This window comes from Rhizobium sp. BG4 (genome assembly GCF_016864575.1).
Classification (GTDB): domain Bacteria; phylum Pseudomonadota; class Alphaproteobacteria; order Rhizobiales; family Rhizobiaceae; genus Rhizobium.
On record NZ_CP044125.1, the window covers coordinates 1302100 to 1323284 of the forward strand.

Sequence of the window (21185 nt, forward strand, 5' to 3'; positions counted from 1 at the left end):
GGCAGACGAGTTCAAGAGCGCCGGAGACAATCCCGCGCGACGGATTTTCAATGATGAGAGGGCCGAGGCGTTCATGCTGATCGCGGCGCTTGTCGGCTATGGGCTGAATTATCAGGCTTTTCGCAGGTGCGAGCAAGCGAAATATGTAAGCAATGCTGACCTATTTCAAAATCGCAACAAAGATGCGTTCAGCCATTTCGCCGCGTAAGGAAAAGAATGCCGGAAACCGGTTTGCCGCCATCTTTGCGAATGGTGGTTTTCTCGATTTTCAGGACATCAAAGCCGTAGCGGGCGCAGAGACCGCGCACATAGGCTTCGGAGTGGGCGTAGCGCAGCGACGGCGCCAGATGGAAGCCATCGCCCTCGCCGGCATCCTCGACCGACAAGGCAAAGTCCGCGCCTGAGGCTGCAAGCCGGGCGGTGATCAGGAAGACGCTTTCGAGATTGCCGAGATACATCAGCACATCGGCAGCAGTGACGAGATCGGCACGGTTCTCGGGCTCGCCCGAGAAGATGCCGGAAGCTTCCGGCTCCAGCGACAGGTCGGCTTGCGCCAGAAGCGCATAGACGTGTTTCTCCTCGGCCTTGGCCAGCATGTTCTGCGACAGGTCGTAGCCTTCCAGCCGCGCCACTTGGCCTGCGATTTCGGGCCCGAGCAGGCCGGTGCCGCAGCCGAGATCGACAGCGAGCGTGTAATGCCTGCCGGTGGAAGTGACGAGGGCGGCAAGCTTCTGCGGCACGGAATAGTCGAGCTTCTCGACGAGCGAGGTCTCGAAGCGGCCGGCATAATCATCGAAGAGCCGCTCGACATAGCGGCTCGGTGGCTGGTCCGGGGTTTCGGTTTCGCCGAGCAGCGCGAGCTTCAGCGTTGCGCCGAATATATCGTCAGGGTCGAGGGCCAGGGTTTTCCGGTAGGCATCGGCAGCCTGAGTGCGATGGCCGGCCTTCTCGCGGTAGGTCGCCAGCCGGTACCAGCCGGCAGCCCAGCCGGGTGTGAGCTCCAGCGCCTGCTCCATCAGCTCGGCAGCCGCATCCGGCTCGCCGCCTTCATCGAGCATCTTGGCGTAATCGGCGCGGCGGTCGGCGATGACGTCGCCTGAAGTGAGCTGGCTCTGCTGCATGATGAGACCCGTTGAATGCCCGCGCATTTGGCTGCGGCCACAAAAAAACTCAAGTCCTATTTCAGAGGCGGAGCCGTCGGCTCTGGAAAAGGCTTGCGGGCAGCGATTCGCGACCGTATCTCAGAGCAAACAGGAGATGTGAATGTCCGATCAGGTGAACAAGTTTCTCGGCGACTCGCTCGGCCGCACGTTGGTGAAGCTCTTGGTGGTTTCGCTGATCGTCGGCTTCGTGATGACGATCTTCGGCTGGACGCCCTATGAGATCGTTTACGGCATTCGCGATTTCATCCGGGAAATCTGGTACCGCGGCTTCTCGGCTCTCGGCCGCGTCGGCGATTACCTGCTGCTGGGCGCCACGATCGTCATCCCGATCTTCGTCATCATCCGTCTCTTCAATTATCGCCGCTGAACATGACCTTCACAATCGTTTCCCGGCGCGGGCTGCTGCGTCTTTCCGGTCTGGCGCTCGTCGCGGGCGTTGCAAGCTGCACCACAACACCGAAAATGTCGTCGACCCCATCTGACGGCCAGGACGAGACGGCGGCGGCCCTGCCCCTCGTCAACCAGCTGCGTGCCAAGAACGGCCTGCCGCCGCTCAGCATCGATCCGGCAGCGAGCGCGGCTGCGATCTTTCAGGCAAAGCGCATGGCAAGCGCCGGCAAGATGGCGCATCTGATGGGCATGACAGACAGCTTTGGCGCCCGTGTGAAGGCGAGCGGCGTGCAGCTGCCCGCAGCCGAGAATATCGGCGTCGGCCAGAAGTCGGTCGACGGTATCGTCCAGGCCTGGATCAACTCGCCGCATCATCTGGAAAACATGCTCGGCCGCTATAGCGGCGTCGGCGTTGCCGTCGCGCATAATCCATCTTCCAACAACTGGCCCTATTGGGCCATGGTGCTCTCGAACTGAGGCGATTCTGCCTCCTGATCCGAGGCAGGCATGAGCGCTACCAGCGAACGCAATCTACTGGCATTTGACGTCACTCACCGGCTGGTGCTGTCGATCGCCATTCCGATGACGCTCGGCTTCATGACGACGCCGCTGCTCGGCCTTGTCGATACCGGCGTCGTCGGCCATATGGGCCAGCCGGATGCGCTGGCGGGTCTGGCGATCGGCGCCATGCTGTTCGACCTGATCCTCGGCAGCTTCAACTTTCTCCGCGCCTCGACAACAGGCCTGACCGCGCAGGCGCTCGGGCGCCATGATCTCCGCGAGCAGCAGGGCGTCTTCTGGCGGGCCTTCATCTCGGCGATCGCCTGCGGTCTCGCGCTGCTCTGTCTTTCGCCGCTGCTTCTCATTGCCGGGCTGAAGCTGATGGGGCCGGAAGCGGGCGTGGCGCAGGCGACCAGCACCTATTTCTCGATCCGCATTCTCGCCGCACCCGCAGCCCTTGCCAATTACGCCATTCTCGGCTTCGTGCTGGGCCGTGGCCAGGGCACGATCGGCCTGGCGCTGCAGATCCTGATCAACGGTATCAATATCGTGCTCGCCATCTATCTCGGCCTCGAGCTCGACTGGGGCGTGGCGGGCGTTGCCTGGGGCACGATGGTCGGCGAAAGCGTCGGTGCGCTGGCCGGTCTCGCGATCGTGCTGCGCAGTTTCAAGGCGGGCGACCGGCCGCAGCGCGCCGAGATCTTCTCGCGCCACCGTCTCTCAGAGCTCTTTGCGCTCAACCGCGACATCCTGATCCGCACCTTCGTGCTAATCGGTTCCTTTGCCATCATGACCCGGATCGGCACCAGCTTCGGCGCCGTGACGCTTGCCGCCAATGCGGTGCTGATGAACTTCTTCCTGCTGTCCGGCTATTATCTGGATGGCCTCGCCAATGCCGCCGAGCAGATCACCGGGCGGGCGATCGGTGCCGCACACCGCCCCGCTTTCGACCGTGGGCTGAAGCTGACGGCGATCTGGTCCTTCGGCCTTGCCGCCGCCGTCTCGGCCTTTTTCTTTGCCGCGGGTCCCTGGCTGATCTCGGTGCTGACGACCTCGGAAGACGTTCGCGCCGCCGCCAATACCTACATGCCCTGGGCGGCGATCACCGGCCTGACCGGGGCGCTCGCCTTCCTGATGGACGGCGTCTTCATCGGCGCCACGTGGTCGTCGGACATGCGCAACCGGATGCTGATGTCCTTTGCCGGATATCTGGCAGCGCTCGCGGTCTTCGTGCCGCTCTTTGGAAATCACGGCCTGTGGCTGGCGATGAACGCCTTCCTGCTGTTTCGCGGCATCTTCCTGGCGATGCTGGTGAAGCCGCGGGCCGATCAGACCTTCGCAGCCGCCCAGTAATCCATCCTGGTGTCGCGGAGTTCGCGGATCGACGAGACTTTCTCGCGGTCGAGGAGCTTTGAAAGGCCGCGGACGATATCGCCGGGCAGGCCCGGTCCCTCATAGACCATGCAGGAATAGAGCTGGACGAGATCGGCGCCAGCCTTGATCTTCTCCAGCGCTGTTTCGGCCGATGAGACGCCGCCGACGCCGATGATCGGCAATTCCTGACCGACGCGCTTGCGCATGCGGGCGAGAACCGCCGTCGACTTGGCAAAGAGCGGCGCGCCGGAAAGGCCGCCCGCTTCCTTCGCCTGCCGCTGATCCTTCAGACCGTCGCGCGCCAGCGTGGTGTTGGAGACGATCAGACCGTCGAGCGCATGAGACAGCACTTCGGCAGCGATATCATCCATGCCCTCCTCCGTCAGATCGGGCGCGATCTTCAGGAACACCGGGATCTTGCGCCCGGCCTTGGTGGCCTCTTCATCGCGAGCGGCGAGAACTGCCGACAGCAGCGCGGCGAGGCTTTCACGCGCCTGCAGGTCGCGCAGGCCAGGCGTGTTCGGCGAGGAGATATTGGCGGTGAAATAGCGGGCGACGGAATAGAAGCGACGGATGCCGGTGACGTAGTCGCCGATGCGGTCCTCGCTATCCTTGTTGGCACCGATATTGACGCCGATGATGCCATCGCCGCGGATCGGCGCGAGGCGCTGGAATGCGGCCTCATGGCCCTCGTTGTTGAAGCCCAGGCGGTTGATGACGGCGTTGTCCTCGACGAGGCGGAAGATGCGCGGGTGCGGATTGCCGGATTGCGGCTTGGGAGTGACCGTGCCGATTTCCGTGAAGCCGAAGCCGAGCCGCAGCAGCGCTTCCGGCACTTCGGCATTCTTGTCGTAGCCAGCGGCCATGCCGAGCGGATTGGCGAAGGTGAGGCCGGCGACGGTCTGCGCCAGACGCGGATCGGCAGGGATGCGGCAGGCTGGAACCAAGCCGGATTTCAGACCGGCGATCGACATGCCATGCGCGGTTTCCGGATCGAAAAGGAAGAGGCCTTTGCGCGTTGCCTGCTTGAAAAGGTCCATCATCAGATAAGCTCCGGAAAGATATGATTGCCTGCCTCGTCGAGCAGCAGCGGCTTTTCCCAGATGACGGCAGAAAGCGGCAGCTCGCCATAGAGATGCGGGAAGAGATCGCCGCCACGCGAGGGTTCGAAGATCAGCTTGTCGCCGAGTTTTGCCGTCTCGGCGGCGACGAGCATCAGGCCCGCCTGTCCGGCGAAATAGAGCGCTGCCGTCTGGCGCGCCTGAGCTGCCGTCGAGAGGTGAATGAAGCCGTCGTTGAGATCGATCCCGGCGCCGCGGAAGACGCCGTCCTGGCGTGCCTGCTGCCAAAGGGTTTCCGTCACGATCTTGTAAACCGCCGGTGTCACGGTCATGATGGCCTCACGAATGGCTGATCCTGGTTGCCAGCGCTTTGCCGCAAAGAGACGGCGATGTCCACGGCCCGCAGGCGAAAAACGACAGCCGCACCGAAAATCCGGAGGATGATCAGATGAAGACGATCGCAATCGGACTTGCCACCCTGCTTTTCCCCGCCACGCTGCTTGCCGCCGAACCCGATACGGCGCGTTTCCAGCTCGAACGCAGCGGCGATCATTTCGTGCGCCTCGACAAGCAGACGGGCGCCATGTCGCTCTGCGAGGAGAAGGACGGATCGCTGGTCTGCCGCATGGCAGCCGACGAACGCGCTGCCTACGAGGACGAACTCGACCGTCTCTCGGACCGGGTCAGCGCGCTCGAAAACAAGAGCATCGTCAACAAGGCGCTGCCCTCTGATGCCGAAATCGACCGCTCGATCAGCATCATGGAGAAGATGATGAAGAGCTTCATGGGCGTGGCGAAGCAATTCCAGGAGGATGAAAAGACGGCGCCTCTTCCGCAGAAGACCTGATTTGATATAGTCATATAAGGATGGAGACATGTGTGGCGGGCGCCGCCGCGCATGGGAGGACAGGATCGAGCTCTTGGGAGGGAGTGATCGATGCAGGAACAGACGATCATCATTGCCGATGACCACCCGCTTTTCCGGGATGCGCTTCGCCAGGCCGTGTCAGGTATGGAGGGCGAGCAGAGCATCATCGAAGCCGGTGATTTCAGCGCGGCCCGGGCCGCAGCCAGCGATCATTCCGATGCCGATCTAATGCTGCTCGACCTCGCCATGCCGGGTGTCAGCGGTTTCTCCGGGCTGATGTCATTGCGCTCGGAATATGCCAGCCTGCCGATCGTCATCATCTCTGCCACCGACGACGCGACGACCATCCGCCGGGCGCTGGAACTCGGCGCCTCGGGCTTCATCTCGAAATCATCGGGGATCGATGATATCCGCCGCAGCATCCAGACGGTGCTGGCCGGTGATATCGCGACGCCCGAGAATTACCGGGACGGCCAGGAACAGGATCCTGACGTCGCCGACCTGATCCACCGCCTGCACACGCTGACGCCGCAGCAGAGCCGCGTACTGACCATGCTCGGCGAAGGGCTGCTCAACAAGCAGATCGCCTATGAACTCGGCGTATCAGAAGCGACGATCAAGGCGCATGTCTCTGCCATCCTGTTGAAGCTCAATGTCGACAGCCGCACACAGGCGGTGATCCAGCTCGGCAAGATCAACATGGCGATGGTCGCCTGATCCAAAACAGGATTTTATTCCTCTATCCTCTTTACTATGCGTGAGCTTGGCGTTAATCTTTGCGCCGACTGGAGAGTAGCGCTCAGCGCGCAGGATCACGCACGATGCTGTCACACGAGCAGATTTGGGGAGCGATCGACAGGCTTGCCGAGCGGCACGACCTGACGCCGTCAGGTCTTGCGCGGCGCGCCGGCCTCGACCCCACCTCCTTCAACAAATCCAAACGTCTTTCGGCTGATGGCAGGCTGCGTTGGCCATCGACGGAGTCGATCGCCAAAGTGCTCGATGCGACCGGCGCGACGATGGAGCAGTTCCTGACCTTCATGCGCCCGGCAACGAGCTTTTCCGGACTTCCGGATGGATCGTTCCCGGCGCAGGGCAGCTCCATTCCCCTTCTCGGCTTTGCGCAGGCGGGCGCCGGCGGCTTTTTCGACGATGGCGGCTTTCCGGCTGGCCAGGGCTGGGATGTCGTCGAGTTTCCCGCCGCGCCCTCGCAAAAGGCTGGCGTCTATGCGCTTGAGGTCCAGGGGGACAGCATGATGCCGCTCTATCGGGACGGCGACGTGCTGATCGTCGAGCCCGGCGCGCAGGTTCGCCGTAACGACCGCGTCGTCGTCAAGACACGCGAGGGCGAGGTGATGGCGAAGGTGCTCTTACGCCAGAGCCCGCGCTCCATCGAATTGATGTCGCTCAATCCCGAGCATCCGAACCGGACGATCGAGCTTTCCGATGTCGACTGGATAGCCCGCATCATCTGGGCCAGCCAATAGGAAAATCTTCCATGAGGCCTGCGGCACTTCTGACAGCTGTTGCGGGTATCGCCATCGTCATGGGCATGCTGATGGCAGGACGCGAGCGGTTTTCCGGGCCGGATGCATCGGCTGTCGCCAGCGAAGCGGCCGCGCCTGACGCGGGCGGCGGCGACGCTCCTCCACCACCAACCACCGATCCGCAGGCCAGCATGAACGCCCGGCCGGTCGATGATGCAAGCCAGTTCTATCCGGCACAGGTGGAAGGCAAGCCGCTGGAGCGTGTCGCAGCGCCCGAGCCCGAGAAGCCGAAGCCGGAACCGAAGAAAGATGCTGTCCTGCCGCGGCCGGTTGCCGAGAATGCGGGCGTGCTTGCCTTCGGCGACCGCAAGCTTGCGCTATCAGGCGTTATCGCCACGCCCGACGACAAGACCTGCAAGGATGCGGATGGCAGCGAATGGCCATGCGGCATGCTGGCCAAGACGAATTTCCGGCTGTTCCTGCGGCTGCGCTCGGTCACCTGTGATCTCGACGACGCCAACTGGTCGGGCACGGCAACGGCGAGCTGCAAGATCGGCACGCAGGATCTGTCCGCATGGCTGGTCGAAAACGGCTGGGCCGAGGCTTCTGCCGGCTCGCCGCTGATGGAAGCCGGCGAGAAAGCCAAGACGGAGAAAAAAGGTATCTTCGGCGACGATCCGCGCAAGGGCGCGCCGGTGGCGCCGCCGCCCGATCCGCCTGCAGACAATCCTCTCGATCCGATTTGACAATCCCTTGTAATGCCTGAGGGCAATTCCTAAACTTCGGAAGAACAGAGGAAATGACCGAAATGAACAAGCCGCTTTCCGCCCATGATGCCCTGATCTACGTGATGGTGATGGCCTCGGCCGTCGACAGCACGATGAACGACCGCGAGATGGAGCGTATCGGCCAGCTGATCGGCTTCCTGCCTGTGTTCCGCGATTTCGACGATGAGAAACTGATCCCGATCGCCCGCGATTGCGCCTCGCTGCTCTCCGGGCCGGAAGGGCTGGATGTGGTGCTGGAGACCGTCAAGGATACGCTTCCGGCGAAGCTTTACGACACCGCTTATGCGCTCGCCGTGGAAGTGGCCTCGGCCGATCTTTCGGTCAAGGCGGAAGAACTGCGCCTGCTCAGCCTGCTCCGCGACCGGCTCGGGCTCGACAAGCTGACCTGCGCCGCAATCGAGCGCAGCGCCATCGCCCGCTTCCGCAAGGGCTAATACAAACCGTTCGGGAAATAGCGCAGGTAGATCTCCTGCAGGCGGCCGTTGCGTGACAACGCTGCCAGCGCATGGTCGAGCGCCGCCGTCAGGATCGCATCATTCCGGCGCAGCATGATGGTCATCCCCTCGCCCAGGAACTGTTCCGACGGGTACGGTCCATCGAAGAGCGAGCAGCATTTCGCAGAGGCCTGGGACGATACCCAGAAGGATAGCTGCAGCGCATCGGCAAAGGCGGCATCGGTCTTGCCATCCTTCAGAGCCGTCAACAGCGCTTCCTTGTTATCAAAGGGGACAGACTTGATCGCCGGGAAGTAGGCGGCGAGCATGGCTTCGTGCACCGTTCCCTTGACGACGCCGACCTGCTTTCCAGCGAGCGCCGCGGCGCTATTGCCCTTGATATCGGCCTTGTCATTGCGGGCGAAACGGGCGGGAAGCATCAGATAGGGACGCGAGAAGGTAAACCGGCTGCGCAGCTCTGGCGAGACGGCGAGCCCGGCAATGACGGCGTCGCCCTGCGAGGCTGCCAGCGCTTCCGTCATATCGGCGAAAGGCAGCGCCTGGATCTCGCATTTCGCGGCAATCTCCAGCTCATTGCAGATCTCGCGGGCCAGATCGACATTGAAGCCGGCAAGCTTGCCGTTCTGATCGGTAAAGTTGAACGGCGGAAAATCGACCGAGGTCAAAAAGCGCAGCCGCACCAGAGCCGAGAGATCCGGCTTGGCAAGGCGTTCGCGCGAGTCGAACAGCAGAGGCAACGCGGCAGACGGCTGCTGCGCACCGGCACTCAACGGCGAAAGCACAACCAGCGACAGCAGAAAGGTGAAGAATCCCTTAAAAGCTAGGGATGCAATTGAGGATTGTGCCATTACTATCCAGCCTCGGGTTAGGGGCAGGGCGTCGCCGCTTCGGTGACGGTGTATCAGAGTCATGCGTATCGGGGAATATGCGCCCGGCGGTGCCATCAATGGCGCACGGGAAAACCATGGCAGCAATACCCAGACTATCTCCGCCGCGGCGGAGGACGATGACCTGTTCCGCACGGAAGCGCGCGTTCTTCTGGAGCTCGGTATCGGCAAGCCGATGATCGCCGAGGCAGTGGCGCTTGCACGCGCCAACGGCACCTCGATCGAGGAACAGCTGCTGGCATCCGGCTGGCTTCTGCCGGAAAACTACTATGCCGGACTGGCGCGCATGCTCCGCCTGGACTTCGTCGAGACGCTGGATCCCGATCTGATCTACGATATCGACAATCTGGACAGCCAGCTGCTCGATCCCAGGATGCTCAAGCTCCATCACATGCCGCAAAGCATGAACGTGATCGTGCCGCAGGCGCGGCAGATCCCGGCGTTACAGGCGCGGCTCGCGGCGCGGCCGGACCTTCGCCCGCACATGCAGGTGACGACGCCTTCGGAAATGCGCCGGGCGGTCTGGGAGCGCGGTGCGCAACGGCGGGTCAGGCAGAGCGTCAATACGCTGTTTGATCGCGAGCCTGATATGAGCGCGCGCATCGTGCTGCTCGGCAAGCAGGGTTTTGTCGCAGGCGTTGCGGTGACCGCGCTTGCTGCCGGCATATTGGCAAGCGCTGACGTTCTGCTTCTTCTCCACCTCTTCGTCTCGCTATTCTATCTCGCGGCCATGGCGATCCGGTTTCTGGCGCTGGCAAAGCCCGCCCCGCGCTTCAATCTGCGCGCGGAAGAGAATGGACCGCTACCGATCTACACCGTGATGGTCGGGCTCTATCGAGAGGCGGCGGTCGCGGAACAGCTCGCCGCCTGTCTCAAGAGGTTGAACTGGCCGGTCTCGAAACTCGACATCAAGCTCGTCTGCGAGGCCGACGACCGCGAGACCATCGCGGCCCTCAAGGCGCAGGATCTCGGCCCGCATTTCGAAATCGTCGAGGTGCCCGCCGCCCGGCCGCGCACCAAGCCGAAGGCGCTGAACTACGCCCTGACATCCGCCCGCGGGAAATACCTGGCGGTCTACGACGCCGAGGACAGGCCGCATCCGGATCAGCTGCGCGAGGCCCATGCCACCTTTCTCAGGTCGCCCGATGACATCGTCTGCCTGCAGGCGCCGCTGGTCATCGCCAATGCGCGCGACTCCTGGATCTCAGCCGCCTTCGCGCTCGAATATTCGGCGCTGTTTCGCATGCTTCTGCCGGTGCTTGCCATGCTACGGCTGCCGATGCCGCTTGGCGGCACCTCGAACCATTTCAAGACCAAGATCCTAAAAGACGCCGGGGGCTGGGATCCGCACAATGTTACCGAGGATGCCGATCTCGGTATGCGTCTCTACCGTCGGGGTTATCGCTGCGGCGTTCTTAGCAGCCATACGCTGGAGGATGCGCCCTCCACCGCCAAAACCTGGCTTCACCAGCGGACCCGTTGGTTTAAAGGCTGGCTGCAAACGTGGCTGGTGCTGATGCGCGATCCGGCCCAACTGTTGCGCGAGATGGGAATATCCGGGTTTGTCGTCTTCCAGCTTTTGATCGCCGGGATGCTGCTATCGGCTCTTGCCCATCCCTGGATGCTGTTCTTCATCGGCAGCTCGATCATCGATCTCTTCCAGCAAGACGCGGTCATGGATCCGGCGCATAGGGTGTTGCTTGTGATGGACAGCTGCAACGTGATCGCCAGCTACATTCTTTTCATCCTGCTCGGCCGGAAGCGCATGACGCCATGGGAAAAGCGTGCGCTTCGTCTGCGCTGGCTGGCATTGCCGCTCTACTGGATGATGCTGTCGATCGCCGCCTGGCGGGCCGTCTGGCAGCTCCGCAGCAATCCGTTCTTCTGGGAAAAGACGCCACACGCGCCAAGCCGCAAAGCGGCATAGATTTCGATCCCGCGATTTTCGATTTCGTAGCGGCAAGCATCTCTTTTCTGTGGTTTGCCGCGCGCCGTTAGGGGCGCATTAAGCAATCTGGATTCTTATCAGCCGCGACGACACCGGCCCCCACACCGTCTGCATGATGCGCGCTCGTCTGACCTTTCCAGGGTATTTCGGAATGCCGCAAGAACGCAGCAGATTACAGCTGAGTTTCAAACATTGATTTCAATCTCTCGCCGCGCGCCAGCAACAAGCCGCGGCGAATGCAACGGGCTTTTTCCATGCTCAAACATCTGAAAATCCGGACAAAAATCCTCTCCGTCATCGCGCTTCTCGGGGTGATCACGATTGCCGGCGTGGGTTACATCATCACCGAATTCCGCCGGGCGGACGCCAATTACAGCGCCTTCATCGACCATGAAGCACTCGCCGCCATGCAGGGCTCGCGCGCCAGCGCCTCGCTGGTATCCTCCGTGCTGCAGACCTCGACGCTTGCCAATATGAAGCCCGATACGCCGGCCTTCAAATCGGCGCTCTCCAGCCCGAGCAAGATCCCGCAGGCGCGTGATCGCCTGCAGCAGGCGGCGGACCTCGTTCCCGCTCGCAAGGAAGCGATCGGTGAGCTCTTGAAAAGCATCGACGAGATGGAAGCGCTTTCGGCAAAGGTCGTCGAGGCGGGCAAGGCCGGTGACATGGGTGCCGCACAGCTGGCCTCCGCCATGATGGTCGCCAAGCTCAATGCGCTGACGCCGAAGATGACGGCCAATAACGATGCGATGATGTCGATGCTGAACGATGGCGGCGACGCGCTCTCGGTCACCGTCAACCAGCGCATCAATATCTGCCTTGCGATCATCGCCGCCGCGATCGCCGCAGCCATCGCGCTCGGCGTGTACATGGCGCAGATCGGCATCACTGCGCCGATGATGCGGCTGCGCGAACGGATGACCTCGCTTGCCGAGGGCCAGACCGATGCCGATGTACCCGGTCTCGACCGCAGCGACGAAGTTGGCCAGATGGCGGCAGCCGTCGCCGTCTTCCGCGACAATGCCGTCGAACGCCGCCAGATCGAGGCGCGCGCAGAGAGCGAACGCAATCTCAGCGACAGCGAACGCCGCCAGCGCGAAGCGGAAAAGATCCGCGAAGCCAACGAGCTTGCCCGCACCGTCGACGAACTGGCAAACGGCCTGAAGCGCCTCGCCTCCGGCGACCTCGTCTCGCAGATCGATCAGGCCTTCCCTGAGCACCTCGAAGGTCTGCGCGCCGACTTCAACAATTCCGTCGGCCGCCTGAACCAGACGATGAATGCCGTTGGCGCCAATGCCCGCGCGATCGGCGCCGGTGCCAACGAGATCCGCTCTTCGGCCGACGAGCTGTCGCGCCGCACCGAGCAGCAGGCGGCCTCCGTCGAGGAGACCGCTGCCGCCCTCGAGCAGATCACCACGACGGTCAGGGACGCGGCCCGCCGCGCTCAGGAGGCGAGCCAGCTCGTCACCCGCATGCGAGGCGGCGCCGAAAAATCCGGTGAGATCGTCCAGAAGGCGGTCAATGCCATGCAGCAGATCGAGCAGTCGTCGGTCGAGATCGGCAACATCATCGGCGTCATCGACGACATCGCCTTCCAGACCAACCTTCTCGCCCTGAACGCCGGCGTCGAAGCCGCGCGTGCGGGTGAGGCCGGCAAGGGCTTCGCGGTCGTCGCCCAGGAAGTGCGTGAACTCGCCCAGCGCTCGGCCAATGCCGCCAAGGAGATCAAGTCGCTGATCACCAATTCCGGCACGCATGTGCAGACGGGCGTGGCGCTCGTCGGCGAGACCGGCAAGGCGCTCGATGCGATCGTTCACGAGGTGCAGGAGATCAACCAGCACGTCCACGCGATCGCCGAAGCCGCCCGCGAACAGTCGACCGGCCTGCAGGAGATCAACACGGCTGTCAACACGATGGACCAGGGCACGCAGCAGAATGCCGCCATGGTCGAGGAAAGCACGGCGGCCAGCCACAGCCTGGCAACCGAGGCGGCCTCGCTCAACAACCTGCTCTCCGAGTTCCGCCTGACCGGCACCGGCGGCTTCGCCGCGGCAGCCCCGGCATCGGTAACCACCCGTCCGATCGCCTCGCGCCCCGCGCCGATCCAGCCGGCGACACCTGCCGCCAAACCCCGCCCGGCCTCAATCCGCGTCGCCAACTCTGCCACCGCAAGACCGGCGGCCTCGCCTGCCCGCGCGCTCGGCCAAAAGCTGATGAGCGCCTTCAGCGGCGGCAGCACCGCCAGCGAGAGCAAGGAAGCGGACTGGACGGAGTTCTGATCGGCTGAGCCTTAATAGACGATGGGCGGCTCCGGCCGCCCATCGCAATTTCAGAGCTACTTTTCGGCGATCGCTCAAGCCCCATCAGCAACCGGAAAGCGTGCCGAGACACTCAGGCGAACTTGCCCTCCGCACGGCTTTCGGCTACTTCCTAAGCCGATCTGATCGTGGAAGCAGCAGCCGTTGAGCCTCATCAAACTTCATTTCCGGGTCGTTGCCAGCCTTATCATCCGCGAGATGAACACGCGCTATGGCAACAAGATTGGCGGCTATATCTGGGCGATCGTCGATCCGCTCGCCTATATCGTCTTCCTGAGTTTCATCCGCCGCTCGCTCAGCGCCACGCCCCCCTCGGCGGCAGCGTCGCGCTGTTCATCTCGACCGGCTATCTCGGCTTCCTGTTTTACGTAAACCTGTCATCCTACGTTTCGTCGGCCGTCAAATCCAACAAGGCGCTGATGAACTACCCGCGCGTCGCGCCCTTCGACGCGATCGTCTCACGCGTCGTGTTGCAGTTTTCGACCACGGCGGTGGTGACGGCGCTGACACTGTTCACACTGGCGGAGGGCCTCGGCGGCCTGCCCAGCGTCGATTGGCCGACGATCATCGAAGCGGCAGTCTCGACCTCGATGATCGCGATCGGCATCGGCCTGATCAATGCCGGCCTGTTCGTTCGCTGGCCCTGGTACGAAGAGGTCTTCAGCATCGTCAACCGTCCCCTCTTCATCCTGTCAGGCGTCTTCATGCTGCCCGACGAGTTGCCGCATCCCTATTCGGATTACTTTCTGATGAACCCGCTGGTGCATTGCGTGATCTGGTTCAGGACGGGGTTTTATCCGGAATACCGGGCTTATGGGCTTGATAAGGGGTATGTTCTGGAGACGGGGATTTTGCTGATGCTTGTTGGGATGGCGTTGTTTACCATTCATAAAAAAATGATCAAAAACAGCGACTAAGTCTTAGCCTCCGGAGGATGTTTTGAGAATCACAGAATTGGCCGACTACGTTGATGACGAGGAAATCGCTTGTCCGTAGGCGAAAACTTACGTTTTGCTGCAAGCAGCATAATCTTCAATGAAAGAAACTCTGTCGCAAATATAATAAGTAACGCGAATACTACCCAATGCACGATAACGATGAGCCGCAATTCCGAGTTAAGTATTGCTGAAGGCTACTCAATAAGCGGCAAAATAACCGTCGGACTGAACAGCAAAATCATCATAGGTATAGATTTCACCGTAACAAGCAATATAACTTTTCGCACCGTCGAATCTACAAAAATCGATATTGGTGACGACTACCTCTTTGGGTCGGACATAATTATACGTACGACCGACGGTCACCCGATTTATAACGCACACACTAAAAAACGGATTAACCTTTCTCAAAGCATTACTATTGGCAAGCATGTTTGGATAGCCGACCGCGCGGTGGTTTTAAAGGGCGCGTCTCTCGGCAATGCGTCAGTACTAGGCGTTGGTAGCGTACCTACCAACAAGATAGGTGCCCACAGCGTAGCTGTACGAAATCCGGCAAAAGTCGTCAAAAGCGACATCACATGGGAACGGAGTCCGAACATTAGAAGTGAAGAATTTTACTTTAATGAAGAGTAGATAGCTCTCAAGGCCGGAAACGCCGTTGGCAATTTTACGTTGCACCACCTTAGTTGGCGACATATAGGCGTACAGAGGACCGATTGGTCCGATGGTAGTAATAGCCGGGGGGTTACAATGCCAGAAAATACTGAACCGCTAATTACAGCGATCATTCCAGTTCGCCTGTCAAAAGATAGCCTTTATGATGAAGTCGAGCGCATTGAGCGAATTGCAAAAACGTTGCCGGCTGGCTATGAGCTTGTCATTGTTGACTACGGTACATCCGTCCAGCGCGCTCATGAATTAGCAACTGTCTCACAAAAGCATGGAGCTCGGTTAGTCAGAGTTGAGACCGAGGGACAACCGTTTAGCATCGGCGCAGCCAGAGATATAGGTACGCAACAAGCCCGAACACCATTGGTGGTGTATCACGACATCGACTTCCTTATGTCCACGGACGGATACAAGCGAGTCTTGATGGAATGCCGATTGCGAGGAATGCCAGAGAACGCCTACGCTTTTTTCGCGTTACCGGGCATATACTTAACTCAATCTTTCACCAGGCGATATCTTGAGCTTCATTCCGCTGGCGAAGGAAACTTCGCTGACCTTATGGCGCATGATGGCGTCATAAAGCACGATAGATCAGTCTACGACAGCCACACCTACGCCATCTCAGCAATTGTCGCTAATCGCTATCACTTGCTGGCGATTGGAGGGCATGACAAGAGTTTCACCGGACATGGTGCGGAAGACTTTGAGTTGATGCATCGCCTCAGCTCATATTACCGACGCGGACCAAGACCAAGAGACTACTATCTAAATACTCGGAACAATTCCATTCTGAAGTATGAGGGGTTTCGGGCCTTCTACGCGCTCTACGGGATAGACGTCTTCCAACGAGGTGTTGCAATCGTTCACTTATGGCATCCTCGCAGGGAAGAGGCTGATTACGTAGGCACAAACAACCAAACGCGCGTATCGAAGAGCATGGCCGACTACGATCGAGGGCTGACCTCTATATCTCCGCTGGAGGATATGAACTCGACGGAGATGACACTTGTGCTCGTCGATCCGAGCTCCATGCCATCGCGCGCACTTCGCCACATATATCCGGCTCTGGGTCGGTTTCGCTCGATACCGGAAAGATCGTTCGCAGACGCGCTTTCGCTTAGCGACTTTGTAAAGGCAGAGGGATTCACCCGTGTCTTCTTCCTAAATCCATATGGCAATGCCCACCGTCTTTCACTCTACCAGGGCGTCAAGGCAGCCGGGATTAGATTTATAGCCTACGATCGCGGCGCACTGCCGGACAGTTGGTTTTTTGATACCAAAGGTTTCTTGGGGGAGAGCGACTCATATGCCCGCACCGCTTGGGATCACCCGCTATCTGATCGCGACCGAGAGGCTATTCTTGACTGGTTCCAGGCGTTCAATCGTGAAGAGCAAACTCTTGAGATCAACGGTCCGCGAACCGGCGCGGATCATCTTCGCCGGAGTTTGCCGCTAGGGGATCGCAAGGTGATATTCGTTGCTTTGCAAAGACCTTCAGATACCGCAACGGTTTACTTTTCGGGCGCATGCAAGGATGCCGCAACATTTAACGACTGGGTAGCGCAACTTGCAGCAACGTTGGATCCAAGAAAGTACGTGGTCGTTGTAAAAAAGCATCCGCTTGAGACGGTCAAGCCTGCGATCAACGGCGTCGTCTTCGCTGACGACAATGCCCATATCCGAGATCTGATCGACTTGGCGGACAAAGTTGTGCTGATAAATTCAGGAAGCGGGCTCATCGCGGCTGCCTTAGGAAAGCCAGTCATTTGCTGCGGTCAAGCCTTTTACCAGCATAGCGGATTTGCTTTCGCGGCAACTTCGCCAGCTGAACTGATCGAGCTGTCCACAGCCAGCCTTTCTGTTGACGACGAAGTAAAGCTGCGATTTATGAAATATCTTGTTTTCGACTATTATTCTTTTGGTAAAACAGAATACTCAAGCAAAGTCGAACCCGATGGATCCTTGCGACGCCTAGCGACCAGAACGGCTTTCTCTGAGATTCGAGGTTTGACACCGACCCCCCTGCGACTGGGGGCGATCCCGAAAGGCCACAGTCTAAACTCGCCGATCTTTCATTCATTTGGCGGCGCAAACGGCGTAAAAGCAAGACCGAAGCTTATGCCATTCTCTAGAAGAGCTCTGATGCCGATCGTGAGGCCTTTCGTCAGGGCTATCGGCAATCAGAAAGACCTACAGAAATTCAACGCAGATCCCGTGGCTTTCTTTGCTAGTCTTAGGAACCCGCTACACCGTAATGTTGGAGCGCTGTTATTTGGGACCGGAAAATGATCGTGCGGTGGCGCCTGCGGCAGTCAGAGAGCCGAATTCGGATATTCGATTTAGTAGCTATCAGCTGCCATAGACAGGCCCCTATTCTAAAAACTCATTCAAGCACTCGATCTTACTGGATGCGAAAAGATGGACGATGACGTAGACCCAAAATTCACCGCGAGCGCTACATCGACCATTCCTAAATCAGTCAATATTACATCACAAACTACTATCGAGCACCCCATTCACGTTGGTCCCGGCTGCGTGGTGATGGCCGACAGCATCGGTCGGTATTGCTTTATCAACGCAAACACGTGCATCTTTGACAGCGTCACAATTGGCAAATTCGTCACATTCGCGCGCAACTGTCAGATTGGCGGTGTCGAACATCCAATACACTATGTTTCAACGAGCTTCTTTCGGATATCTAAGAAGTGGTTTCCAGATGACCCGGTAGTTCAAGGCGCCGAAACTATCCCCAATAAAACACCAAAGAACAGAAAACGCTCGAATAAAATAGTTGTCGGTAGCGATGTTTGGTTTGGTGCGTCAAGCTTAGTATTGAAAGGCATCACGATCGGCGATGGTGCCGTAGTTGGAGCCGGGGCAGTCGTAACCAAAGATGTGCCGCCATACGCGATTGTTGCAGGAAACCCTGCCAAGATTATACGATACCGCTTTGATCATCAGACCATCAGAGACCTTCTTCGCCTCAGATGGTGGGACCGAGATATAGATATTATTCTGAAACTGCCGCTCGATAATGTTGAAAAGACCATTGCGCTTCTCTCGGAGATAGACGCCGAGAAGACCAAGCCAACGTCCATATTTTCAGTAAAGCGATGGCTTTCGTAGTTATTGGCGCAAAACGCCAACTGGAGCGGGTGAAGGGAATCGAACCCTCGTATTCAGCTTGGGAAGCTGCTGCTCTACCATTGAGCTACACCCGCGCGGCACCAGCCTTCCAACAGATGGGAGGCGGTGTCAAGGCGGTCAGATGCGGAAGTGTTTCGAGAGCTTTAGGCCCTGGGCTTGGTAGTTGGAGCCGAGGCCGGAGCCGTAGAGGCTGACGGGCTTTTCCAGCATGTGCTCGTAGATGAGGCGGCCGACGATCTGGCCGTCTTCGAGGATGAAGGGGACTTCGTGGCTGCGGACCTCGAGGACGGCACGGCTGCCGCGGCCGCCGGCGGGTGCATGGCCGAAGCCCGGATCGAAGAAGCCGGCGTAGTGGACGCGGAATTCGCCGACCAGCGGGTCGAAGGGGGTCATCTCGGCCGCATAATGCGGCGGGACGTGGACGGCTTCGCGGGAGACGAGGATGTAGAATTCGTCCGGATCGAGGATCAGCTCGTTGCGGCCGCGACTATAGAGCGGCTCCCAGAAATCGAAGATATCGTGCTGGGCCTTCTTGTCGACATCGACGACAGCCGTGTGGTGCTTGCCGCGGTAGCCGATCAGGCCTTCCTTGTCGCCGGTGAGATCGATCGACAGCGCAATGCCACCGCCCGAGACGTTCGGCTTGCTGCTGGCGACCAGCGTTTCGGCGTCGTGCAGGGCCTGCAGCTCCGGCTCACCCAAGATGGAGTGGCCGACGCGGAAGCGGATCTGCGACAGGCGCGAGCCGCGGCGCACGACGATCGGGAAAGTGCGCGGCGATATCTCGAGATAGAGCGGCCCGGAATAGCCGGCCGGGATCTTGTCGAATTCCTGGGCGTAATCGGTGATGACTCGGGTGAAGATATCGAGACGGCCGGTCGAGCTCTTCGGATTGGCCGAGGCCGACATATCCGATGGCAGGTCGAGGCGCTCCATCAGCGGAACGATGTAGACGCAGCCGGTTTCGAGAACCGCGCCTTCCGAGAGATCGATGACGTGCAGACTGAGGCGATCGAGCTTGTCGGCCACCAGATGCGAGGGACCCGGCATGAAGCTGGCGCGGACCCGGAAAGCCTTGGCGCCGAGACGCAGATCCAGGCTCGCCGGCTGGATCTGATCGCGATCAAGCTCCCGCTCCGACACGAGGCGGCCGGCTTCAAACAACGCAGCAATGGCACGATCGGCCAAAATTCCAGTTTCGCGAGCCATCATGCTCCATCCATAGTTCGTGGCCGACAAAACCAAATACAGGGAATTGACGCAAGAAGCTAACGGCAGTATTGCAGCTTTATCCCGTGGTGATTTGGCCGGTCGGCTTGCAGCCACGTTAAACAAGTGGCTAAAAAGACCGGGTGTGAAACCGGTCTGCATTTGCGGCCGGTTTTTTTGTTTTTGAGGTGATGGCATGAGCAAGTCCTGGCGCCCTGCAACCCAACTCGTTCACGGAGGCACTCTGCGCTCGCAATATGGCGAGATGTCGGAAGCGATCTACCTGACGCAAGGCTTCGTCTATGACACGTCCGAGGCGGCGGAAGCGCGCTTCAAGGGCGAGACCGACGGCTTCATCTATGCCCGCTACGGCAGCCCCACCAACGACATGTTCGAAAAGCGCATGTGCGCGCTCGAGGGCGCTGAAGATGCGCGCGCCACGGCCTCCGGCATGGCTGCCGTTACCGCGGCGATCCTCTGCCAGCTGAAGGCCGGCGATCATATCGTTGCGGCCCGCGCCCTGTTCGGCTCCTGCCGCTGGGTGGTCGAGACGCTGGCACCGAAATACGGCATCGAATGCACGCTGGTCGACGGCCGCCACCTGGAAAACTGGGAAAAGGCGATCACCCCGAAGACCAAGGTGTTCTTCCTGGAGAGCCCGACGAACCCGACGCTCGAGATCGTCGATATCGCCGGCGTTGCCAAGCTCGCCAACCAGATCGGCGCCAAGGTTGTTGTCGACAACGTCTTTGCGACGCCGCTCTTCCAGAAGCCGCTGGAGCTCGGCGCCCATATCGTCATCTATTCGGCGACCAAGCATATCGATGGTCAGGGCCGCTGCCTCGGCGGCGTCGTTCTCTCCGACAAGCAGTGGATCGACGAGAACCTGCACGATTATTTCCGCCACACCGGCCCGGCAATGTCGCCGTTCAATGCCTGGACGCTGCTGAAGGGCATCGAGACCCTGCCGCTGCGCGTCGCCCAGCAGACGAAGAACGCCTCGAAGATCGCCGACTTCCTGGCGGAGCAGAAGCAGGTCGCCCGCGTGATCTATCCGGGCCGCAAGGACCATCCGCAGGCCGATATCATCGCCAAGCAGATGACCGGTGGCTCGACGCTGGTCTGCTTCGAGCTGAAGGGCGGCAAGGAAGCCGCCTTCAAGCTGCAGAACGCGCTCGACGTCGTGACGATCTCCAACAATCTCGGCGACACCCGCAGCCTGATCACCCATCCGGCAACGACGACGCACAAGAACCTGTCGGACGAGGCGCGCGCCGAACTCGGCATTTCGGCAGGCACCGTTCGCCTCTCGGCTGGCATCGAAGACACGGACGACCTGCTGGAAGACTTCGCGCAGGCTCTGTCGAAAGTGAAGGCGTGAGCGGTCCTGCCTAGCGCAGGACGCGCTTCATCGTCAGCACATCCGCAAACGGGAAAAGCAGGCGCAGCGGCCCCAGCCTGAGGCGCCTGCTGACGACAAAGCCGTTTCGGCGATATGTCGAAACGGCCGGATTATGCCCGGCGACCTGGAGTGTGACGGTATCGCAACCGCTTTCCGCGGCTGCCGCAGCGACAGCTTCCAGGAGCATTGTTCCGCCGCCTTGGCCGCGAAGCTTGGCATCAACCTTCAGCGTGTAGAGATAGAGTTCGCCAGCGGCCAGACGGGGCTCCGTGAGGCAAAAGGCGAGGAAGCGCAGCAATCCCTGCAGCGATCCATATTCTGCCTGGAAATCCCGCGCCGTCGGCGAAAAGGGCCCCTTGCCCGCCACGGAAAAAGTTGCGTGTCCAACGATGCGGCCCTTGCACTGGATGGCAATCAAGCGATCCAGATTGATTGACCGCTTGAAAAGTGCGGTACGCCGCTCGGCCGGTCCAAGGAAAAAACCCAGCGAGTCCCGCCCGCGGGCGACGCGCCTGCGAACCGCTTCGGCGAGCGGGTGTTCAGGGAAAGATCGCAACAAAGTAAAACTGGCGCGATT

At 60.2% G+C, this 21185-nt stretch carries 21 protein-coding genes, 1 tRNA gene and 1 riboswitch; of the genes, 15 read left to right on the top strand and 7 right to left on the bottom strand.

The window, feature by feature from the left end; translation table 11 throughout:
* Positions 1–188: 188 nt before the first annotated feature.
* Positions 189–1121, bottom strand: coding sequence for a methyltransferase (locus F2982_RS06830; protein ID WP_203429632.1), 933 nt, complete (start codon positions 1119–1121; stop codon positions 189–191).
* 142 nt (positions 1122–1263) lie between these two features.
* Between F2982_RS06830 and F2982_RS06835 the strand changes: the two genes are divergently transcribed.
* Genes F2982_RS06835 through F2982_RS06845 form a run of 3 tightly spaced genes read left to right on the top strand, consistent with a single transcriptional unit; the run spans position 1264 to position 3407 of the window.
* Positions 1264–1530, top strand: a complete 267-nt coding sequence (locus F2982_RS06835; protein WP_025555281.1) for a DUF6460 domain-containing protein — start codon at positions 1264–1266, stop codon at positions 1528–1530.
* A gap of 2 nt (positions 1531–1532) precedes the next feature.
* Entirely contained in the window at positions 1533–2030 is a 498-nt protein-coding gene (locus F2982_RS06840; protein ID WP_130279118.1) for a CAP domain-containing protein, read from the top strand.
* A gap of 30 nt (positions 2031–2060) precedes the next feature.
* A complete protein-coding gene (locus F2982_RS06845; protein WP_203429633.1) occupies positions 2061–3407 on the top strand; it encodes an MATE family efflux transporter in 1347 nt (448 codons plus the stop codon).
* Here the strand turns inward: F2982_RS06845 and F2982_RS06850 are convergent.
* Positions 3383–4471, bottom strand: coding sequence for a quinone-dependent dihydroorotate dehydrogenase (locus tag F2982_RS06850; protein ID WP_203429634.1), 1089 nt, complete (start codon positions 4469–4471; stop codon positions 3383–3385). The genes F2982_RS06845 and F2982_RS06850 overlap by 25 nt on opposite strands.
* On the bottom strand, positions 4471–4821 hold the full coding sequence (locus F2982_RS06855; RefSeq protein WP_203429635.1) for a DUF952 domain-containing protein: 351 nt from the start codon (positions 4819–4821) through the stop codon (positions 4471–4473). The genes F2982_RS06850 and F2982_RS06855 overlap by 1 nt, the downstream gene beginning before the upstream one ends.
* 116 nt (positions 4822–4937) lie before the next feature.
* Here F2982_RS06855 and F2982_RS06860 point away from each other — a divergent pair, with 116 nt between their 5' ends.
* The 5 genes from F2982_RS06860 (at position 4938) to F2982_RS06880 (ending at position 8066) form a co-directional block, all read left to right on the top strand.
* Positions 4938–5336, top strand: a complete 399-nt coding sequence (locus F2982_RS06860) for a hypothetical protein (protein WP_203429636.1) — start codon at positions 4938–4940, stop codon at positions 5334–5336.
* Positions 5337–5426: 90 nt separating this feature from the next.
* Entirely contained in the window at positions 5427–6074 is a 648-nt protein-coding gene (locus F2982_RS06865; protein WP_203429637.1) for a response regulator transcription factor, read from the top strand.
* Between the two features lie 104 nt (positions 6075–6178).
* Positions 6179–6844, top strand: a complete 666-nt coding sequence (locus tag F2982_RS06870) for a helix-turn-helix transcriptional regulator (RefSeq protein WP_112713502.1) — start codon at positions 6179–6181, stop codon at positions 6842–6844.
* An 11-nt stretch (positions 6845–6855) separates the two neighbouring features.
* Positions 6856–7590 (top strand): thermonuclease family protein, encoded by a 735-nt coding sequence (locus F2982_RS06875; RefSeq protein ID WP_203429638.1) that lies wholly within the window; start codon positions 6856–6858, stop codon positions 7588–7590.
* 62 nt (positions 7591–7652) lie between these two features.
* Complete coding sequence (locus F2982_RS06880) at positions 7653–8066, top strand: tellurite resistance TerB family protein (RefSeq protein ID WP_112714368.1); 414 nt, start codon at positions 7653–7655, stop codon at positions 8064–8066.
* On the opposite strand, the gene F2982_RS06885 is transcribed toward F2982_RS06880, so the two are convergent.
* Entirely contained in the window at positions 8063–8935 is an 873-nt protein-coding gene (locus F2982_RS06885) for a transporter substrate-binding domain-containing protein (protein ID WP_112713506.1), read from the bottom strand. The two genes, F2982_RS06880 and F2982_RS06885, sit on opposite strands and share 4 nt — an antisense overlap.
* Before the next feature lie 61 nt (positions 8936–8996).
* On the opposite strand from F2982_RS06885, the gene F2982_RS06890 reads away from it, so the two are divergent.
* From F2982_RS06890 to F2982_RS06915, 6 genes are all read left to right on the top strand, one after another.
* Positions 8997–10901: a glycosyltransferase family 2 protein gene (locus F2982_RS06890; RefSeq protein ID WP_203429639.1), complete on the top strand. Its 1905-nt coding sequence runs from the start codon at positions 8997–8999 to the stop codon at positions 10899–10901.
* 275 nt (positions 10902–11176) lie between these two features.
* Positions 11177–13201, top strand: a complete 2025-nt coding sequence (locus F2982_RS06895) for a methyl-accepting chemotaxis protein (protein ID WP_203429640.1) — start codon at positions 11177–11179, stop codon at positions 13199–13201.
* Between the two features lie 167 nt (positions 13202–13368).
* Positions 13369–14157 carry an ABC transporter permease gene (locus F2982_RS06900; RefSeq protein ID WP_246777522.1) on the top strand — a complete coding sequence of 263 codons (789 nt, stop codon included), beginning with the start codon at positions 13369–13371 and terminating at the stop codon, positions 14155–14157.
* A gap of 180 nt (positions 14158–14337) precedes the next feature.
* Complete coding sequence (locus F2982_RS06905; protein ID WP_203429641.1) at positions 14338–14814, top strand: hypothetical protein; 477 nt, start codon at positions 14338–14340, stop codon at positions 14812–14814.
* Between the two features lie 117 nt (positions 14815–14931).
* On the top strand, positions 14932–17139 hold the full coding sequence (locus F2982_RS06910; RefSeq protein WP_203429642.1) for a capsular biosynthesis protein: 2208 nt from the start codon (positions 14932–14934) through the stop codon (positions 17137–17139).
* Positions 17140–17268: 129 nt separating this feature from the next.
* Positions 17269–17976, top strand: coding sequence for a CatB-related O-acetyltransferase (locus F2982_RS06915; protein WP_246777523.1), 708 nt, complete (start codon positions 17269–17271; stop codon positions 17974–17976).
* A 21-nt stretch (positions 17977–17997) separates the two neighbouring features.
* Here F2982_RS06915 and F2982_RS06920 read toward each other — a convergent pair.
* Both F2982_RS06920 and F2982_RS06925 read right to left on the bottom strand, forming a co-directional pair.
* Positions 17998–18071 (bottom strand) — tRNA-Gly (locus tag F2982_RS06920).
* Between the two features lie 43 nt (positions 18072–18114).
* Positions 18115–19209, bottom strand: coding sequence for a 2'-deoxycytidine 5'-triphosphate deaminase (locus F2982_RS06925; RefSeq protein ID WP_162708642.1), 1095 nt, complete (start codon positions 19207–19209; stop codon positions 18115–18117).
* A 73-nt stretch (positions 19210–19282) separates the two neighbouring features.
* A riboswitch (SAM riboswitch) is annotated at positions 19283–19361 on the top strand.
* A 41-nt stretch (positions 19362–19402) separates the two neighbouring features.
* On the opposite strand from F2982_RS06925, the gene F2982_RS06930 reads away from it, so the two are divergent.
* Positions 19403–20587, top strand: coding sequence for an O-succinylhomoserine sulfhydrylase (locus F2982_RS06930; RefSeq protein ID WP_203429643.1), 1185 nt, complete (start codon positions 19403–19405; stop codon positions 20585–20587).
* A 10-nt stretch (positions 20588–20597) separates the two neighbouring features.
* Here the strand turns inward: F2982_RS06930 and F2982_RS32160 are convergent, their stop codons facing one another.
* Positions 20598–20975, bottom strand: a complete 378-nt coding sequence (locus F2982_RS32160; RefSeq protein ID WP_348652516.1) for a GNAT family N-acetyltransferase — start codon at positions 20973–20975, stop codon at positions 20598–20600.
* Positions 20976–21185 lie beyond the last annotated feature (210 nt).

Bases quoted from the DNA above. Each gene is read 5' to 3' on its own strand.
- F2982_RS06830 (WP_203429632.1), bottom strand. From the start codon at position 1,121: ATGCAGCAGAGCCAGCTCACTTCAGGCGACGTCATCGCCGACCGCCGC.
- F2982_RS06835 (WP_025555281.1), top strand. From the start codon at position 1,264: ATGTCCGATCAGGTGAACAAGTTTCTCGGCGACTCGCTCGGCCGCACG.
- F2982_RS06840 (WP_130279118.1), top strand. From the start codon at position 1,533: ATGACCTTCACAATCGTTTCCCGGCGCGGGCTGCTGCGTCTTTCCGGT.
- F2982_RS06845 (WP_203429633.1), top strand. From the start codon at position 2,061: ATGAGCGCTACCAGCGAACGCAATCTACTGGCATTTGACGTCACTCAC.
- F2982_RS06850 (WP_203429634.1), bottom strand. From the start codon at position 4,471: ATGATGGACCTTTTCAAGCAGGCAACGCGCAAAGGCCTCTTCCTTTTC.
- F2982_RS06855 (WP_203429635.1), bottom strand. From the start codon at position 4,821: ATGACCGTGACACCGGCGGTTTACAAGATCGTGACGGAAACCCTTTGG.
- F2982_RS06860 (WP_203429636.1), top strand. From the start codon at position 4,938: ATGAAGACGATCGCAATCGGACTTGCCACCCTGCTTTTCCCCGCCACG.
- F2982_RS06865 (WP_203429637.1), top strand. From the start codon at position 5,427: ATGCAGGAACAGACGATCATCATTGCCGATGACCACCCGCTTTTCCGG.
- F2982_RS06870 (WP_112713502.1), top strand. From the start codon at position 6,179: ATGCTGTCACACGAGCAGATTTGGGGAGCGATCGACAGGCTTGCCGAG.
- F2982_RS06875 (WP_203429638.1), top strand. From the start codon at position 6,856: ATGAGGCCTGCGGCACTTCTGACAGCTGTTGCGGGTATCGCCATCGTC.
- F2982_RS06880 (WP_112714368.1), top strand. From the start codon at position 7,653: ATGAACAAGCCGCTTTCCGCCCATGATGCCCTGATCTACGTGATGGTG.
- F2982_RS06885 (WP_112713506.1), bottom strand. From the start codon at position 8,935: ATGGCACAATCCTCAATTGCATCCCTAGCTTTTAAGGGATTCTTCACC.
- F2982_RS06890 (WP_203429639.1), top strand. From the start codon at position 8,997: ATGCGTATCGGGGAATATGCGCCCGGCGGTGCCATCAATGGCGCACGG.
- F2982_RS06895 (WP_203429640.1), top strand. From the start codon at position 11,177: ATGCTCAAACATCTGAAAATCCGGACAAAAATCCTCTCCGTCATCGCG.
- F2982_RS06905 (WP_203429641.1), top strand. From the start codon at position 14,338: ATGAGCCGCAATTCCGAGTTAAGTATTGCTGAAGGCTACTCAATAAGC.
- F2982_RS06910 (WP_203429642.1), top strand. From the start codon at position 14,932: ATGCCAGAAAATACTGAACCGCTAATTACAGCGATCATTCCAGTTCGC.
- F2982_RS06915 (WP_246777523.1), top strand. From the start codon at position 17,269: ATGGACGATGACGTAGACCCAAAATTCACCGCGAGCGCTACATCGACC.
- F2982_RS06925 (WP_162708642.1), bottom strand. From the start codon at position 19,209: ATGATGGCTCGCGAAACTGGAATTTTGGCCGATCGTGCCATTGCTGCG.
- F2982_RS06930 (WP_203429643.1), top strand. From the start codon at position 19,403: ATGAGCAAGTCCTGGCGCCCTGCAACCCAACTCGTTCACGGAGGCACT.